This is a genomic window from Corynebacterium sp. ES2715-CONJ3 (genome assembly GCF_024814365.1).
Lineage (GTDB): Bacteria > Actinomycetota > Actinomycetes > Mycobacteriales > Mycobacteriaceae > Corynebacterium.
Map to the genome: position 1 here is coordinate 112,616 of NZ_JANUXS010000004.1, position 16,124 is coordinate 128,739.

General features: G+C 51.7%; 11 protein-coding genes. 7 read left to right on the forward strand and 4 right to left on the reverse strand.

Annotation, left to right across the window (positions count from 1 at the left end; translation table 11 throughout):
* Positions 1–232 precede the first annotated feature (232 nt).
* Positions 233–1,828 (reverse strand): hypothetical protein, encoded by a 1,596-nt coding sequence (locus tag NXT00_RS06110; RefSeq protein WP_259158420.1) that lies wholly within the window; start codon positions 1,826–1,828, stop codon positions 233–235.
* A 942-nt stretch (positions 1,829–2,770) separates the two neighbouring features.
* Here NXT00_RS06110 and NXT00_RS06115 point away from each other — a divergent pair.
* The 3 genes from NXT00_RS06115 to NXT00_RS06125 are packed head-to-tail and all read left to right on the forward strand — an operon-like array spanning position 2,771 to position 7,397.
* A complete protein-coding gene (locus NXT00_RS06115; protein ID WP_259078761.1) occupies positions 2,771–4,141 on the forward strand; it encodes a phenol hydroxylase in 1,371 nt (456 codons plus the stop codon).
* Positions 4,141–5,148 (forward strand): glutamate ABC transporter substrate-binding protein, encoded by a 1,008-nt coding sequence (locus tag NXT00_RS06120; protein WP_259158421.1) that lies wholly within the window; start codon positions 4,141–4,143, stop codon positions 5,146–5,148. Before NXT00_RS06115 ends, NXT00_RS06120 begins: the two co-directional genes overlap by 1 nt.
* A complete protein-coding gene (locus tag NXT00_RS06125; RefSeq protein ID WP_396124939.1) occupies positions 5,148–7,397 on the forward strand; it encodes a tetratricopeptide repeat protein in 2,250 nt (749 codons plus the stop codon). The genes NXT00_RS06120 and NXT00_RS06125 overlap by 1 nt, the downstream gene beginning before the upstream one ends.
* Positions 7,398–7,446: 49 nt before the next feature.
* On the opposite strand, the gene NXT00_RS06130 is transcribed toward NXT00_RS06125, so the two are convergent.
* Together NXT00_RS06130 and pta are read right to left on the reverse strand one after the other, a co-directional pair.
* Positions 7,447–8,649 (reverse strand): acetate kinase, encoded by a 1,203-nt coding sequence (locus NXT00_RS06130; RefSeq protein WP_259158422.1) that lies wholly within the window; start codon positions 8,647–8,649, stop codon positions 7,447–7,449.
* Between the two features lie 13 nt (positions 8,650–8,662).
* Complete coding sequence (gene pta, locus NXT00_RS06135) at positions 8,663–10,030, reverse strand: phosphate acetyltransferase (RefSeq protein WP_259078758.1); 1,368 nt, start codon at positions 10,028–10,030, stop codon at positions 8,663–8,665.
* A 565-nt stretch (positions 10,031–10,595) separates the two neighbouring features.
* Here pta and NXT00_RS06140 point away from each other — a divergent pair.
* From NXT00_RS06140 to NXT00_RS06155, 4 genes are all read left to right on the forward strand, one after another.
* Positions 10,596–11,966, forward strand: coding sequence for an FAD-dependent oxidoreductase (locus tag NXT00_RS06140; protein ID WP_259078757.1), 1,371 nt, complete (start codon positions 10,596–10,598; stop codon positions 11,964–11,966).
* 80 nt (positions 11,967–12,046) lie between these two features.
* Positions 12,047–12,523, forward strand: coding sequence for a GNAT family N-acetyltransferase (locus NXT00_RS06145; RefSeq protein ID WP_259078756.1), 477 nt, complete (start codon positions 12,047–12,049; stop codon positions 12,521–12,523).
* A 17-nt stretch (positions 12,524–12,540) separates the two neighbouring features.
* Positions 12,541–13,047, forward strand: coding sequence for a phosphoribosyltransferase (locus tag NXT00_RS06150; protein WP_259078755.1), 507 nt, complete (start codon positions 12,541–12,543; stop codon positions 13,045–13,047).
* A gap of 164 nt (positions 13,048–13,211) precedes the next feature.
* Complete coding sequence (locus tag NXT00_RS06155; protein WP_259158424.1) at positions 13,212–13,721, forward strand: YceI family protein; 510 nt, start codon at positions 13,212–13,214, stop codon at positions 13,719–13,721.
* A gap of 600 nt (positions 13,722–14,321) precedes the next feature.
* Here the strand turns inward: NXT00_RS06155 and NXT00_RS06160 are convergent.
* On the reverse strand, positions 14,322–16,079 hold the full coding sequence (locus NXT00_RS06160) for a pyruvate dehydrogenase (RefSeq protein ID WP_259078753.1): 1,758 nt from the start codon (positions 16,077–16,079) through the stop codon (positions 14,322–14,324).
* Positions 16,080–16,124: the final 45 nt, after the last annotated feature.

Below are 16,124 nucleotides of genomic sequence, written 5' to 3' on the forward strand. Positions count from 1 at the left end.
TCACCAATCCAATTCGGATTAACCACGTGGAAGCCTCTCTACTCATACTTGATAAATATATCCAGGGCTAACAACCTGGATATTTAGGTGCCCGATGTTTAGCATTGCATGACTTGCTCTTTGTGTCCTGTCCTTTTCGACTTAGTCATAGGGTAGCTAATTACCCTTGTCCACCTAAGGTTTTGTGGGCCCAACTGCGCTACCCTTCCGACGGAAAAGCGGTGATCTAACGTTACGCTGTCCACCAAGGATAATGAGCATTAGCTCCCACCCACTCGTTGAACGCATCCTGTGCCAGTGGAGTCTGACTAACACTGTTGGCGTTGGGAGTGAAAGTTGAGTAATCAACCGAAAGTGGCTCATTTATATCATTGAGAACCTGGCCGAAGAAATCGGAGCGGATTTGATCCAAGCAGATCTCTAGCTGTTTTTTATCGGCCTCAACAGGAAAGTTAGGTGTTCTCCTCTCCGGGTAGGGAATTCCATAAGTTGTTCTCACTTCTCGTTCGACTTTCTCGCGGGCAGCACGAAGGCTCTTCACAGCCGCATATTTTTCGGTTTGGGCCTCTACAGTGAGTTCTTTTGCCTCGCCTAGTTGCGCGTCTACCATATCGAGTTTAGCAACCACATTCTTTAATTCAGCGCGAGATTCCTCTCGCAGCTGCTGGAGTGCCCTATCCGCCGCATTTTTAACCACTACAGCCGTTATGAGGGAAGCGGCTACTAAGACCAAAAGTGCGACCCCAAGGATGACAACCAACGCTGTCAACGTCAGAGACCACGGACCGATCAGTACAACGAAAATACCGAGAATCACTGTTGCTATCGCGGCTGGGACGCCTAGCCTGTTACCAAAAAATGCACTCCTCAAGTCCATCTCTTTGTTCTCTGCTTGTGCGAGAATATCCTCGAGCTCAGCTTTTTCGCTTCTCAAGTCTTGGTATGCGCTGGTCACTTCGATCTCGTTCTGCTCTGCACGTGCGGCGAGACTTTCGCCAGCCTCCTCTGCCTTAATCAACGCGGGAAGATTATACGCTTCCTCAATCTTAGCGAGCTTTTGCTGCCAAATATGCTGCCACGACAGTTTAAGCTCATCATAATCGTCAATAAAGCCTTCCAGCTGCCCAATCTGCTGACGCTGGTCCAGACGAGAATCGAGACGCTGCTCAATCAATTGGCGAAGATCTTCGCGATAAGCCCGTCGTTGCGATTTCCATTCATCGACAAACTTAGCAATTTCTTTATCTAAGGTCCTGGCACTTAATGGAACCTTCGCCGCCTCCCGCTTGGCTACTGTGCACTCCTTTTTAGCCTCGCGAAGATCCTCCTTAAGATCCGTCCGCTGAGCCCTCATCCGTTCTATCGCATTTTTCAGATCGACCAGACTATATTCAATTGAATTGATAGCCTCCTCAATTTCCTGAGCTTTACTGGAGTGCCAGATTGTTAATCCAGTATTAACAAAGGTACTCATCTTTCCTGCAGTTTTTAGCTCAGCTTCGTAGCGACTGCCCCGCATAGCGCGTTTAGCTAAATTAAACTCAGTTCTCAGCCGCGATTTTTTGATCTTCAGATGTGCAATCTTCTCCCGTGCTAACTCGATATCTTCGTTGACCTTATCAATCTCACCCTGCAGCGAGTGGATATAACCCTTCACTTGTTTCAACTCTGCCTCGGCTTCGCGCTGAGGATCCAACTCTTCGTAAAGCTGATTATTTAACTCGTCAAGTTTCTTCTGATTTGCACCCTCCCAATCGCCGTATTGGTCAGTGTAAAGGATGTCTAACAAAGCGGTAAAGGTATTGGAATCAATATCAGGGAAAGGCATCTTGTCTCCATTCAAACAGCGGGTCTAGCGATAGCATCTTTCTAGATCGGCTTTGGGCAATATGTGTACGAGATTATCACTAGCCTGAAGGGCGGAGTAAAATAGGAATTTTTCTAAAAATATGCCTTTTCATAATTCTTTAATAACCGAACTTAGTTTCCGCTGCTCAATTTTTTCCCGTGAGTTGCGGCAACTAAGGGCCTGTAGACACGATATCCTACTCGAATCGACACCTGATTGAATGTCTCAACCTATATTCCCCTCGGATCCTGCTATCGATCGCCACTAAAGAGATAAATGGTGCATACTGGTCGAATCTAATAAACAGAATTACAAATACCCTAGGTGCCCATCTAGTAATTATCCGTGACAAAAACGGTGTACGCCCCTCACCTTTTCAAAGGAATACTGGGGATATTAGTTACCAGACTCGGCTTCTACCCGTCTCTGAAGACCTTCTGTTTTACGTCCGAGATCGGTGACCCTAATCAGCTCCAGCGGAAGATAAACCCCGTGCGCAGTCCTGACTTCCACCGACAATAAAGGCCCTCGCCTGCATTGGCGAACCGTTTATCACCCGAATAAACAGATTTTTCACCAATAACTTTGCTATGGGCTGGGTCTCAACCTCGGCAGTGGTATCCCGCTTTGTGAGCTACGTGCCGGCCTTCGCCCTGCTCTCACGGGCAGAGCCCAGAGCAGTTACGTGATACCAAAAATTTTACAGATTCCAGTTAATCCCAGGATCACGAAATAGGGATCTATGCCCGTAGTTAGCCCCCTGGTAGATGCCAGATAACTCGTTTTTCACAATTAAAGGGGCCCGCTCGACGGCGGTGATAAACGTAACTCCTACTTCACACCAGCACTTCGTAGCTCGGTATCAGCTTGACACCTATATACTTAATTCCCAGAGAGCTCGATGAGGGATGCGATAATGCCGTGACGCACACAGAACAGAATTCGCCGCAGATAGTGCCTGAGAATATTCAGGATGAGTGGTTGGAAGAGACATCTCACCACCGCAGTGTCTACCAAGAGTTTTGGCATGACTATATCAACTATCCCAAGGCGCTCATCCAACACGGATGGAGCTTTCTGAAAACGACCCCGGGACGCATGACCGCCCTCATGCTTGTGCTGAGCATTGTGGTGGTCGGTACAGGGATGTTCATGAGTCAATCCGCTGCGCAGCGTCGCAGCGACCTCGATCACTTAATTACCACCACCGAACCTGTGAGCTATCTAGCACAGTCTCTGTACTCCAATTTGGCGGCGGCGAATACGGCGGCGAGCTCCGGCTTCGTCTTGGCTGGGGTCGATTCCAACTCCAATCGCGATGACTATCAGTTGGCGTATCAGCAAGCAGCCCGAGATATAGCGGTTACCGCCAATGGAATTACCGACCCAACTGGCGAAGAGATGAGATTGATTACTCGTCTATCCGAGCATTTACCCATCTATACCGGGTTGGTGGAAACTGCGTGGGCTAATAATCGCCAAGGCAATCCAGTTGGCGTGGCGTATATGTCCGAGGCGTCTACGCTAATGCGCGAACATATGCTTCCCAATGCTGCTCGTCTTTATGCACTTACCAGTGAGAACGTCCACCAGCAACAGACAACGCTGACCCAACCCCTGTGGATTCCCCTCATAGGCTTATTGGTTGCTCTCATCGCACTCATTCTCACCCAATTGTGGCTGTCAAGTGTGAGTAACAGGCGTTTGAACCGGGGTATGGTAGCGGCCACCTTCTTGCTATTAATTGCTAATGCGTGGGTGATTTCCTCAGCCGCTCTTACTTTTCAGGCGGGAAATCAGTCCTATACTCAGGCTTCTCAGCCCCTATCGGAGGTCATCGAGGCTAGAATTGCGGCCCAACAAACGCGTGGTTCGGAGATGCTCGCTTTAGTTTGGCGTCAATCGTTGGTGAACTCGACGAAGAATTTTGACACCACGATCAGCGATATCAATGCCACTTTAGACCTTTTTCCGCAGAGTAAAAGCAGTGATGCTCATGAACTCCTTGATCGATGGTCTCGTTCTCACCAACAATTAGTCACCCTCCTCAATGCTGGGGATTATGATCAGGCACAAAAACTTACCGCCGCTGCTTCCTCGAGTCATCCTTATCAGGAATTGGATACAGCTCTAGCGACTCTCATCGATGATTCACGAAGCCAGATGCGCGACTATATCAATCGAGGCATCGCGGCCTCGGCCTCCGTTTCGGCAGTCACACTCGTCCTCTCCCTCCTAGCGGTTGTGAGTATCTGGATGGGAATACGCCCTCGTTTACAGGAATATCTCTGATGAAGAATCCTTTTGCCCTTAACCCACTACGCTGCGGTCTCGGTGCGTGCATGGCTGTGATGGGCGCGACGAGCGGCTGCCAGGCATCACCAGCCGACCCTCCGCTGATCGCCAGCCCTAGGACCGAGGCGATTATGCCGCTACCCCACAAAGCGGTCAAAGAAGATGCGGGAGCCCAGAAGGCCCACGAATTTCGCAGTGTAGAGAATCGCGGATCCCTCCGCCCTGATGCTTTAAGTCCCAAGGAGCGGGTGCCATTGATTGTCCGCCGCGGTCGGTTAATCGTCGGCGTCGACCAAGCTCACAATCTTTTGAGTTTTCGAGACCCTACGACTGGCACGCTGGAAGGCTTCGAAGTAGATATCGCCCGTGAGATAGCTCGAGATATTTTCGGTGACCCTAATCGCATTGAGTTCCGCTATATTAACGCCACAAACTGGGAAGATGCTTTGCATACGGAAGCAGTTGATATTGCGATGCGTACGATTTCTATCACTCAAGAGCGAGAAAACGAGGTAGAGTTCTCTATTCCCTATTTCGCCGGATACACCCGAATGCTGGTCGATAAATCCTCGGGCATCAGTTCTCTTGAAGATTTAGCAGGGGGCACTGCCTGTGTCACAGAGAATTCTACGGGAGCGGCCTTTGTACGGTTGGAAGCTCCTCAAACCCATCTACTCATCACTCAAACAAGTGCTGATTGCCTAGTGGCCCTGCAGCAAGATCAGGTAGCGGCGATTATCACTGACGATACTATTTTGTCAGGAATGGCTGCCCAAGACCCCTTTACAACCATTGTCGGAGACAACCTCAACAGGCAGGATTACGCGGTGGCGATTGGACAGTCAGATTATCGTCGCAACACGTCGGGATTGGTACGTCAGGTTAATGTCACCCTCGAGCGCATTCGAGCCGATGGCACGTGGCAGCGTTCATATAATAAGTGGTTGGGTGCCTATTTACCACAGATAGCGCTACCTGCACCACGGTATCGAGAGGAGGAATAATGGATACTCATAGTGAACGTATGCATCCCGAGGTTGCTACCTCGGCGGTCCCCTTCGATCCCTTTGCTGATGATACTGAGGGCACTAGCTTCTCCTTGACCACCGCTACTCCTGCTATAGATGATCCTTCGGTACGCTCACACCAGGAAGCGCTTTCAACCTTTCGCAAACGCCGTGCAGCTACCAGGGGGGCGCGCGCGGTTGCCAACGGCATGGTGTATTTGCCCTTTGTACCCATTAAGGAAACGGAATTTCTCACTTCTGATGCGTGGAAAGACCACCAGAGCCCCGTGCTGGGGCCCGGCGATGTGGTGGGCGACCAGTATGAGGTACTCGGCGTATTAGAGCGTGGCGGTATGGGGTGGATCTATCTGGCCAAGGACCGCAATATCACCGGGCGTGTGGTGGTGCTCAAGAGTATTGTCAGCCGCGATAATCCCCGAGATTATGCGGCGGCTGTAGCGGAGCGGGAATTCCTTGCAGATATTACCCACCCGGTGATTGTTAAGGCCTACAACTTTATCGACGACCCGCGTATCGACGGTGGCTTTATCGTCATGGAATTCGTGCCTGGACCCAGCCTCAAGGCCCTACGCAGCTCCCAATATAACGGGCTCTTCCCGCTCGATATAGCTATCGGCTATATTCTGGAGATTCTACCGGCGCTGTCCTATTTGCATGCCCGCGGGGTTGTCTATAACGATTTGAAGCCCGATAATATCGTCGTCACCGAGGATCAAGTCAAGTTGATCGACCTTGGGGCGGTTTCTGGTATCGGCGCCTTTGGCTATATTTTTGGCACCAAGGGTTTTCAAGCCCCCGAGGTAGCCACCCAAGGTCCGAGTGTGGCTAGCGATATTTATACCATCGGACGTACCCTCGCTGCGTTGACCGTTCACTTACCTGTTGATAACGGCCACTACACTCTAGGACTTCCTACTCCTGATGAGGAGCCTCTCTTTGCCCATTATTTGAGCTATTACCGGCTCCTGCAGCGCGCTCTAGCTCCCGATCCGGCAGCTCGCTTTAGTTCAGTCCACGAAATGGAAACTCAGCTGTATGGAGTATTGCGGGAATATTTAGCGATCCACAAATCGCTGCAATACCCGGCGCAGCACTCACTCTTCTCCCCGCAGCGTTCCACGTTTGGTACCAAGCACACGGTTTTTAAAACTGATCAGCTCCTCGATGGAACAGTGCGGAATGCGTCAATAACGCCCGCTGAAGTCGTGGCAGCTCTGCATATTCCACTCCTCGATCGCGATGATCCCGGCGCGACCATGATCGCTGGATCAAATTATGCAGAACCCTCGGAGGCGCTCGAAACCATGCGCGGAGCCTTGCAATTAGAGGAATTTGGCGGGTCAAAGGAAATCCCTCTCGGCATCGTGCGCAGCCTCCTTGATCTCGGTTTTACACAGCAAGCCAAAGAATGGCTGGGAGAATTAGAGGAAGAATTGGGAACCGAATGGCGTTTCCAGTGGTATTCGGGTATCACTCGGCTCTTACTTGAAGATTTTACTCATGCCCAAGACGCTTTTAACAGGGTTTTTAGTGTCCTGCCCGGTGAGGTTGCACCTAAGCTGGCGCGCGCTGTAGTTAGCGAATTAATCCTCCAGCAAAAAGGGCTGTCCGAGTCACCCTTGTTGAGCCCAGATCTCGCGCTGGAAGCCGCAAGCCTTCAAGGGACAGCGGTGAGTGAATTTGCTGGTTTGTGGAATAAGCTTACGGCAAAACCTGAAGTATTGCGCTTTAAAGCGATCTATCTCTATGCGCTGGTATGGGCTACGAACCCCACCACGGTGAGCTCGGCCTTCGGATTGGCGCGCCAATTGCTCGCCGAAAAACAGATAGATATGGCTGTGAAGGCACTCGATGAGGTACCGCCTGCGTCAATACACCATCGTATGGCCCTATTGACAAGTATTGTGTACCTCGTCTCCTTGAAACCGAACGAGCAGCGCATTAGAAGAGCTGCTCGACGTTTGGAGGGGATTCCTACGAATGAGCCGCGTTTTTTGCAGCTGAAGATTGTGATTCTCCATGCAGCACTGAACTGGTTACGCAGCAGCAATTTAGAGGAATCCGCTGTTACCACCGATTTATTTGAGTACCCCTTTAGTCAAAAGGGGTTGCGGGTGGGCTTGGCAAAATCTCTACGTGTGCAGGCTCGAGTGGCACCGAGCGCGAAATATCGCTATCAGCTGGTCGATATGGCTAACAAAGTTCGGCCACGTACGTGGTTTTAAAAAAGCCTTAGTGGCTATTCCACTAAGGCTTGTATTGGCTTTTATTTTTTTAATCGAGACCAGCGAGCTCACTTGAGTAGCGAGCAATCGCAAGCTCCTCGTTGGTGGGAACAACGAAAACTTTGACCGCTGAATCATCGGTGGAGATCACGGTCGGCTCCTCAGCGCGCACAGCGTTTCGATCAGGATCAATCTTTATGCCATAGACCTCAAGATCTTTCAGCGCATCAGCACGCACAATAGCGTCGTTCTCTCCTACGCCGGCGGTGAAAGTGATGGCATCGACGCGGCCCAGTTGAATCATATAGCTACCGATATAACGTCGCAGTTGGTGAATATAGATCTCATAGGCCAACCGAGCTTTTTCATCACCGCGAGCGATGAGCTGGTGCAGCTCACGGAAATCATTAACCCCCGAAATACCCTTCACACCGGATTTCTTGTTCAGCAGGACATCGATCTCGTCAATGCTCATACCAGCAGTACGGTGCAGGTGGAATACGATGCCTGGATCAATGTCACCTGAGCGGGTACCCATGACCAATCCTGCGAGCGGGGTCAGCCCCATCGAGGTATCGATGGGTTGGCCGCCCTTAATAGCTGCGCAGGAGGCGCCATTACCGAGGTGCAAAGTGATCTGATTAATCTCGGCAGCGGGTTTGTCTAGCAAACCTGTAACTTGCCTGGAGATGAATTCGTGGCTGGTGCCGTGGAAACCATAGCGGCGGACGCCATATTTCTCTGCGGTCTCAAGCTCGATGGCATAGAGCGCTGCACTGGCAGGCATAGCGGCGAAGAAGCCAGTATCAAATACTGCAATATGAGGAACAGTGTCAAGCAGTTTGCGCGCCACCACGATACCGTCGATATTGGCAGGGTTATGCAGTGGCGCCAAGGGGATCAAATCGTAAACCTTCTCGAGGATCTCATCGGTGATCACTACCGGGTGGCTAAACAGCGTGCCGCCGTGGACGAGCCGGTGCCCAACCGCCTTGAGTTCCACATCCTTAGGCCCACAACCGTGCTTGGTCATCAGCGCGAAGGCCATATCGAGGCCGGTAGAATGATCGGGAACGGGGGCTTCCACAATGTGTTTTTCTCCCTGGAATTTTAGGGTAATGCGCCCTAATTCCTCACCGATTTGCTCCACTAGTCCGCTGGCAAATGGGGCCGCGGATACATCTTGGGCAGGATCGACTAGCTGGAATTTGATCGAGGACGATCCCGAATTGAGAACGAGTACGAGGGCCATGATGTAAAACTCCTTATAAAGCGGCGGCTTGGATAGCGGTGATCGCTACAGTATTGACAATATCTGCCACGGTAGCACCACGAGAAAGATCATTCACAGGTTTATTTAATCCCTGCAGGATAGGGCCAACCGCGAGGGCATGGCCGGTGCGTTGGGCGGTTTTGTAGCCAATATTTCCGGCCTCTAGATCGGGGAAGATAAAGACATTGGCTTGACCTGCAACCTTGGAATTGGGCATTTTCTTCTCAGCCACTCCGCGGTCGACGGCTGCATCAAATTGAAGGGGGCCGTCGATAAGAATATCGGGGTGGTTCTGGTGCGCGATGCGAGTTGCCTCGGTGGCACGATCAACGTCAGGGCCGGAACCTGAAGTACCGGTGGAATACGAAAGGATGGCGACCCTCGGGTCGATACCGAATTGCGCAGCGGTTCGCGCTGAGACGGCGGCAATTTCGGCGAGCTGTGCAGCGGTGGGGTTGGGGTTGACGGCGCAGTCACCAAAAGCCCACAGTCGGTTGCGCATCACCATGAGGAAGATCGATGAAACCACGGAGGTGCCTGGTTGGGTTTTGATGATCTGGAAAGAAGGTTTGATGGTGTGGGCGGTGGTATGCGCGGCACCCGATACCATGCCATCGGCAAGACCCTTGTGGATCATCATGGTGGCGTAATAGGAAATATCCTGCATGGTTTCCCGGGCCTTTTCAATCGTCATGCCCTTGGCCTTACGCAACTCATAGAACTCTTGGGCGAATTCTTCTGCGTGGGGATCGTTCGAAGGATCCGACAGGTGCGCGGCGCTGATATTCAAACCCAGCTCTGTAGCCCGAGCAGTAATAGCCGCAGGATTACCGAGAATGGTCAACTCACAGATATCCTGGGCCAGTAACTGATCGGCAGCGAGCAAAATCCGGTCATCGTCACCTTCGGGCAGGATGATATGGGCCCTAGCTTGGCGGGCGCGATCGAGCAGCCAGAACTCGAAAACCTCAGCCGACATAACCGGCTCGACCTGAGCTTCGTGCAGGGCGGGGAGGGCGGATTCTAGAGAGCTACCAGGGCCTAGGATATCGACGATATGTGCCCCCAGAACTTTGGCTTCGGCGCGTGCTAGTTCTGCACTGACGCCCAATTCAGCAGCCTGGATGATAAGTGGCACTCCGAGCGCTGCTGCCGCTCGGGCGTCGAAATCAATACTTCCCGTGCCCTGATAGACCACGGGTGATTCAGGTCGGGTGGACAAAACCCCTGTGATGGTGGGGTCGGCCACGACGAGCGGCTGGATATCGAGGCCCAATATCTGGGCGAAGTGCTCAAGATCAGCTGTGTCGATCTGGCGTCCTAGGGCGCTAATGACAACGGAGCGGGTTGTATGTGTCACCTTCAGGTGTCCCTTCTATATGGGTTTAAATACGAGAACTCGTCACACCATTTACTGCTGTGAGCCATCCCTCACAGCTTAGCGCATATACCAGCGACAACACAGAAATATTCACCGCTTCAAAAGTCCCAATTGCCCTACATATTGGCACATAAAGTGGACAAAGAGCAGAAATCCTTTCCCTTTACGCTATGGGAATTATTTTCCTACTAACCTTATTCGGGGTTAGTTCCTTCGGCACCGCTGAAATCCTTCCATTGGAGATAGCTGACACCTTAAGCGAGAAATCGCGAGGAAGCGCGAGAATGGACGAGAACGGGCAAGAGTGGGAGAGTCTGGGCAAGGCTGAGCAAAGCTGGGCAACACGTGGCTAGGCTCGCCACGATGCATTTAGGCCGTGCGGGATCCTACTGGGCTCGGCGGGATGAAGTTGGCTCGGAGGAGTGTTAGTGGCATATCTAGCTTGAAGGAATGGTTCTCTTTGGCTATTTCGATCTGTGGCCAAGACTGCTAGTATTCTTGTGCGATCGCAAAGCTAGAAATAATACAAGGATATATCGACTCTATGACTAATTCTCGCCCCCTCCGTGTTGCCGTAATTGGCGCCGGCCCCGCAGGCATCTACGCCTCTGATCTATTAATGAAATCTGGCCTTGAGGTAGCCGTCGACCTTTTCGAGCGGATGCCCACTCCCTTTGGCTTGATCCGCTATGGTGTGGCTCCTGATCACCCTCGTATTAAAGGCATCGTGAAATCTTTGCACGCGGTTATGGAGAAGCCACAGCTGCGCTTTATCGGCAATATTGACATTGGAAAAACCGTCAGCGTTGCGGAATTAAAGGAATTCTATGATGCTCTGATCTTCTCCACTGGCGCCGTAGCAGACCGCGACCTTGATATTCCAGGGCAGGATCTCGAGGGTTCCCATGGGGCGGCGGAATTCGTGGGCTTCTACGATGGCAATCCCGAATTTGCCCGCGATTGGGATCTTAGTGCTCAGCAAGTAGGCGTGATTGGGGTAGGTAACGTCGGCCTAGATGTGGCTCGTATCTTGGCTAAAACGGGCGAAGAACTTCACGTCACCGAGATTCCCGATAATGTTTACGAAGCACTGAAATCTAATAAAGCCACCGAGGTACACGTATTCGGACGTCGGGGACCCGCACAGGCGAAATTTACTCCATTGGAGCTCAAGGAGCTCGACCACTCCCCGACTATTGAAGTAGTCGTAGATCCTGAGGATATTGACTACGATGCTGCGAGCGAGAAAGCGCGTCGTGAATCGAAATCGCAAGATCTGGTGTGCCAGACCCTCGAGCAATATGCCATGCGGGAGCCCAAGAACGCCCCTCATAAGCTCTTTATTCACTTCTTTGAGTCCCCAGTCGAGATCATCGGCGACGATGGGAAGGTTGTGGGCCTAAAAACGGAGCGTACTCAGTTAGACGGCTCTGGAAATGTGGTAGGGACGGGCACTTTCAAGGTGTGGCCTATGCAGGCTGTCTACCGGGCGGTGGGTTATCGTTCTGATGCTGTTGCTGATATTCCTTTCGATCACGATAAAGCGGTGATCCCCAATGATGGTGGCCATATTCTCGACGCCCACAACCAGCCGATTCCTGGACTTTATGCCACCGGCTGGATTAAGCGTGGGCCTGTGGGCCTCATTGGCAATACCAAATCAGACGCCAAAGAAACCACCCAGATGTTGTTGAGTGATTGGAAGGCGGGGCAGCTGGCACCGACCCAGAAACCCGAATTGCATCATATTATCGAATTCTTAGAGGCTAAGGGGCTTACCTACACCACGTGGGATGGCTGGCACCGGGTCGACGCCGCTGAGCGCGAATTGGGTGAAAAGGAAGGCCGCGAGCGTAAGAAAATCGTGGAATGGGATGATATGGTCTCCCATGCGCGTTTCGACGCTCAATCCTAATAGTTCATCCCCCGACCTCTTCAAATCAAGAAAGGTCGGGGGATTTTAGTTAGCCATCTCATGTTCTACACTCTATGGCTATGACATTCTTTTTTGCCGTTGATCCGCTGCAGCGTTTAAGCGCTCTGGAATTACACGAGATCTACCAACTCCGTGCGGATCAGCCAGCTTCCTTGGCCTTAGCCCCCATCATCGATGATCGCGACACGCTAGGCAGTACTGCCCATCTTAGGTGCTACGAACGCATTAATGACAAGACCGTACTCGCTGGCGCCGTTCGCATTAGCTCCGCCGACAACCACTTCCGCCTCGATCACGTCATAGTGGGCACGGCCTATCGTGGTGGCCACATACTTTCCGATCTTTTGGCGCATAGTTTGCGTTTTTGTTACGAGCAGGACCCCCAGCGCGAAATAGTGACCCAGACGCTCGCCGATGACGTAGACATATATGCCGAGCTAGGTTTTAAAGATTTAGATTCCAATTCTGCAGCTCTGGTGACACTCTCCTCAACCCCGCAGAGCGCTTTTGAGCATACTCGGCATTTATCCCACTGATTGATTAAGGTAAGAATATGGCATACCACGCAGACTCCCTCGATCTGGACACTAAGGAAATCTTAACTTGGGAAGGTTTTGGTACCGCTAGCCGCGAGCTAGCGCAGACCATTGCCGATTCCGATTTCGATCCCGAGATTATTATCGCAGTGGCACGTGGCGGCTTAGTACCCGCTGGTGCACTCAGCTATTCCCTGGGCGTGAAGCTTTCTGACGCTATCAATGTGGAATTTTATACCGACGTTAACACCACGTTGCCCGATCCTATTCTCTTAGAGCCCATGCTCGATACCTCCTCGATCAGCGGCAGGCGGCTTCTCGTGGTTGATGACGTGGCTGATTCAGGTCGTACTCTCAATTTGGTTATCAAACTTCTCAAGGAGCAGGGTGCTGAGGTTAAGACCGCATGTATTTATGCCAAGGACCGCACCGAGGTGATGCCAGATTATGTGTGGAAGCACACGAATGAGTGGATCGTCTTCCCGTGGTCTGATAAGCCCCCAGTTCAGAAGCGGGTATCTTAAATTTATTGAGTCGCTGAGCTGGTCATATATGCGCCATGAATAAAAATTGGTGATTCTTCACCAAAATATTGTGGACACGTCACCTTTTATGTATAGTGGTCATCAGTGGCCGCTTAGGTCATTGAAAAACTTTTAATTTCACTATATTTAAGGAGTTCACTTTCATGAGCGCATATACCTTCGACCCAGCACATACCACCATTGGTTTCGAGGTTCGCCACGCAATGGTTACTAAGGTGCCCGGCAAATTCACCGAATTCGAGGCTACCTTTGATCCTGAGGCCAAGACTGCACAAGCGACCATCAAAGCCGCTTCCTTTAATACCGGTAACGATGATCGCGATGCTCACGTTAAGGGCGAGGACTTCTTCAATGTAGAGCAGTTCCCTGAGATTACGTTCACAGCGACCTCCTTCGACCTCAACGCTGAAGGTGGCACCGTGACCGGTGACCTCACCATTAAGGGCACCACTAAGCCTGTCACTTTCGATGTCGAGCTCTCTGGCCCAGTTGAAGATCCATGGGGCGCCACCCGCCTCGGCGTCGAGGCCAAGGCCACCATCAACCGCAAGGACTTCGGTATCGATTTCCAGGCGCCGTTGAACTCTGGCGGCGTGCTTATCTCTGAGAAGGTTAAGATCAGCGTAGACGGTTCCGCTCTCCAGGACGCCTAAATAACTTTAAAGAGACCAGGTTGTAGCCTCTACAACCTGGTCTCTTTCTATCTAGGGGTGCTTGCCGCGAAGGTGTGACAGTTCCCCGATGAGCGAACTCAAGTAAGCAAACCGGCAGTGACTTTCGTATTTCACCTTCCACTTTTTAAGGTTCTTCTCTCTTAGACTCCTATTTCAGGTACGATCTGTATCTTCCCAGCAATAGCCACTATATCCCGGTGACCATGTGCCGCATCTATGAACAAAAACAAAAGCCCAAAAACCAAAGGCACAGAGGGGCCGTTACTTTATACCTTAGGGCCAATATTTCGTGCTGGTTGTAGGGGATGTCGCCGGGCAACGGGACCGGGTAACTACGCTGGGCAATAATGCTGATAGCGGAGCTTTATTCTTATCCGAGCACTGCAAGAGCATAGAGTTCTGGCCGCATAATCGCCCGTAGTGGGACTAAAGATATAACCCTTGTAGTGATCGAACACATATATTCGGGAATGAGTACCTAAGAGGAGGGCACTCGTATCAATCGTGCGGTGAGTACCATGACCACATGAAAAACCCAGTTCACAGATAACTCAGTGAACTGGGTTGGATTGTGGATCTTTACAGACCCTTAAAACCACTTGGTCGCGGAATATTGCGCAGATTCGACTTCGCTAGATCGAACATTTTGCCCACGCCGCCCTCCAAGACGGTGCGAGTAGCTGCGCGAGTAAAGCCTGCCACCTGCTCGAGGGAAATCTCGGGCGGGATCGAGAGAGCGTTGGGGTCGGTGACCACATCAACAAGAACGGGTCCGTTATACGCCAGTGCCTTACGAAGGACAGGCTCAATATCTTCTGGCTTTTCCACGCGGAAAGACTTGATGCCAATAGCCTGGGCGATATCAGCATAATTGATATGCTCATGGTCGGTGGCGAAGTCTGGCAAACCTTGGACGAGCATTTCGAGTTTTACCATGCCCAAGCTGGAGTTATTGTACACAATCGTCTTAATGGGCAGATCATAATTATGTACCGTGATCAACTCGCCAAGAAGCATTGATAAGCCGCCGTCGCCACACATGGCCACAACCTGGCGGTGCATATCTGCTTTTTGGGCCCCGATTGCTTGGGAGAGTGCGTTGGCCATGGTGCCGTGCCGTAGGGAGGCAATCAGCTGACGTTTACCCGTGGGGTTGATATAGCGGGCGTGCCATACATTGCACATACCAGTATCGGCCGTGAAGATCGCATCCACATCTGCGACGGAATCCAAGATATCAGTGAGATATTCAGGGTGAATTGGCGTGGTTTGCCGAGTGCCCTGAGTATAGGCCTCGATGACGTGGCGCAGATTCTTTTCTTGGCGCACCAGCATATCGTCTAAGAAGGAACGATCGGTCTTGACGGTGATAAGTGGGAGAAGAGCCTCGATGGTTGCTGCAACGTCACCGACCACCCCGATAGATACCTCCGTACGTCGGCCAATATGGGAGCCATCAATGTCGATCTGCGCGGTCTCGGTATCGCGCGGGAGGAAGTCGGAATACGGAAAGTCCGTACCAAGAAGAATGAGTAAATCCGCGCCGTCAAATGCATCATTGCAGGCGCCGTAGCCTAGAAGGCCTGACATGCCCACGTCGAAGGGGTTATCGTAATGCAGGTATTCCTTGCCACCGTAGGCGTGACCTAATGGTGCTTTGATTTTTTCGGCAAGTGCAAGGACCTGCTCCCGAGCGTTCTTACAGCCGGCGCCACCGAATAATGTAACCTTTTCCGCCTTGTTAATGGCCTCGGCTAGGCGTGTCAGGTCCGCCGGATTGGGCATCACTACTGGGGGATTGACGGTGAGATTAGAACGCAGTTCTGGGACGTCAACAGCGTCCTCAGAGGCGATATCGCCAGGTAGAACGAGGACGGAGACTCCATTGCCAGCGAGCGTAGATTGCAGGGCGTGGTGCAAGATCTTCGCGGCTTGTTCAGCGGAATTGGCCATCTCGCAGTAGCCTGAGCATTCAGCAAAGATCTGCTCAGGGTGGGTCTCCTGGAAGAAATCGGACCCTATGAGCTGGCTGGGGATATGGCTAGCAATCGCAAGTACCTTAGCCCCGTTCCGGTGAGAATCATAAAGACCTTGGATAAGGTGGGTATTACCAGGCCCGCAAGAAGCTGCGCATACAGCTAGTTTGCCTGTTGCTAATGATTCTGCTCCGGCAGCGAAAGCAGCGGCTTCCTCATTGCGTACGTGTACCCACTCTATGGAGCTCGTCTTGATGGCATCGACGACCGGGTTCAGGCTGTCGCCAACAATCCCGTATATCCGTTCGACGCCGTTTTCTTCTAGTGTTTGGACAAGTTGCTCAGCATAGTTCATAGACATGTCAACTATCCTACTCTAAGAATTCCTAAGGAAACACGGGGCACT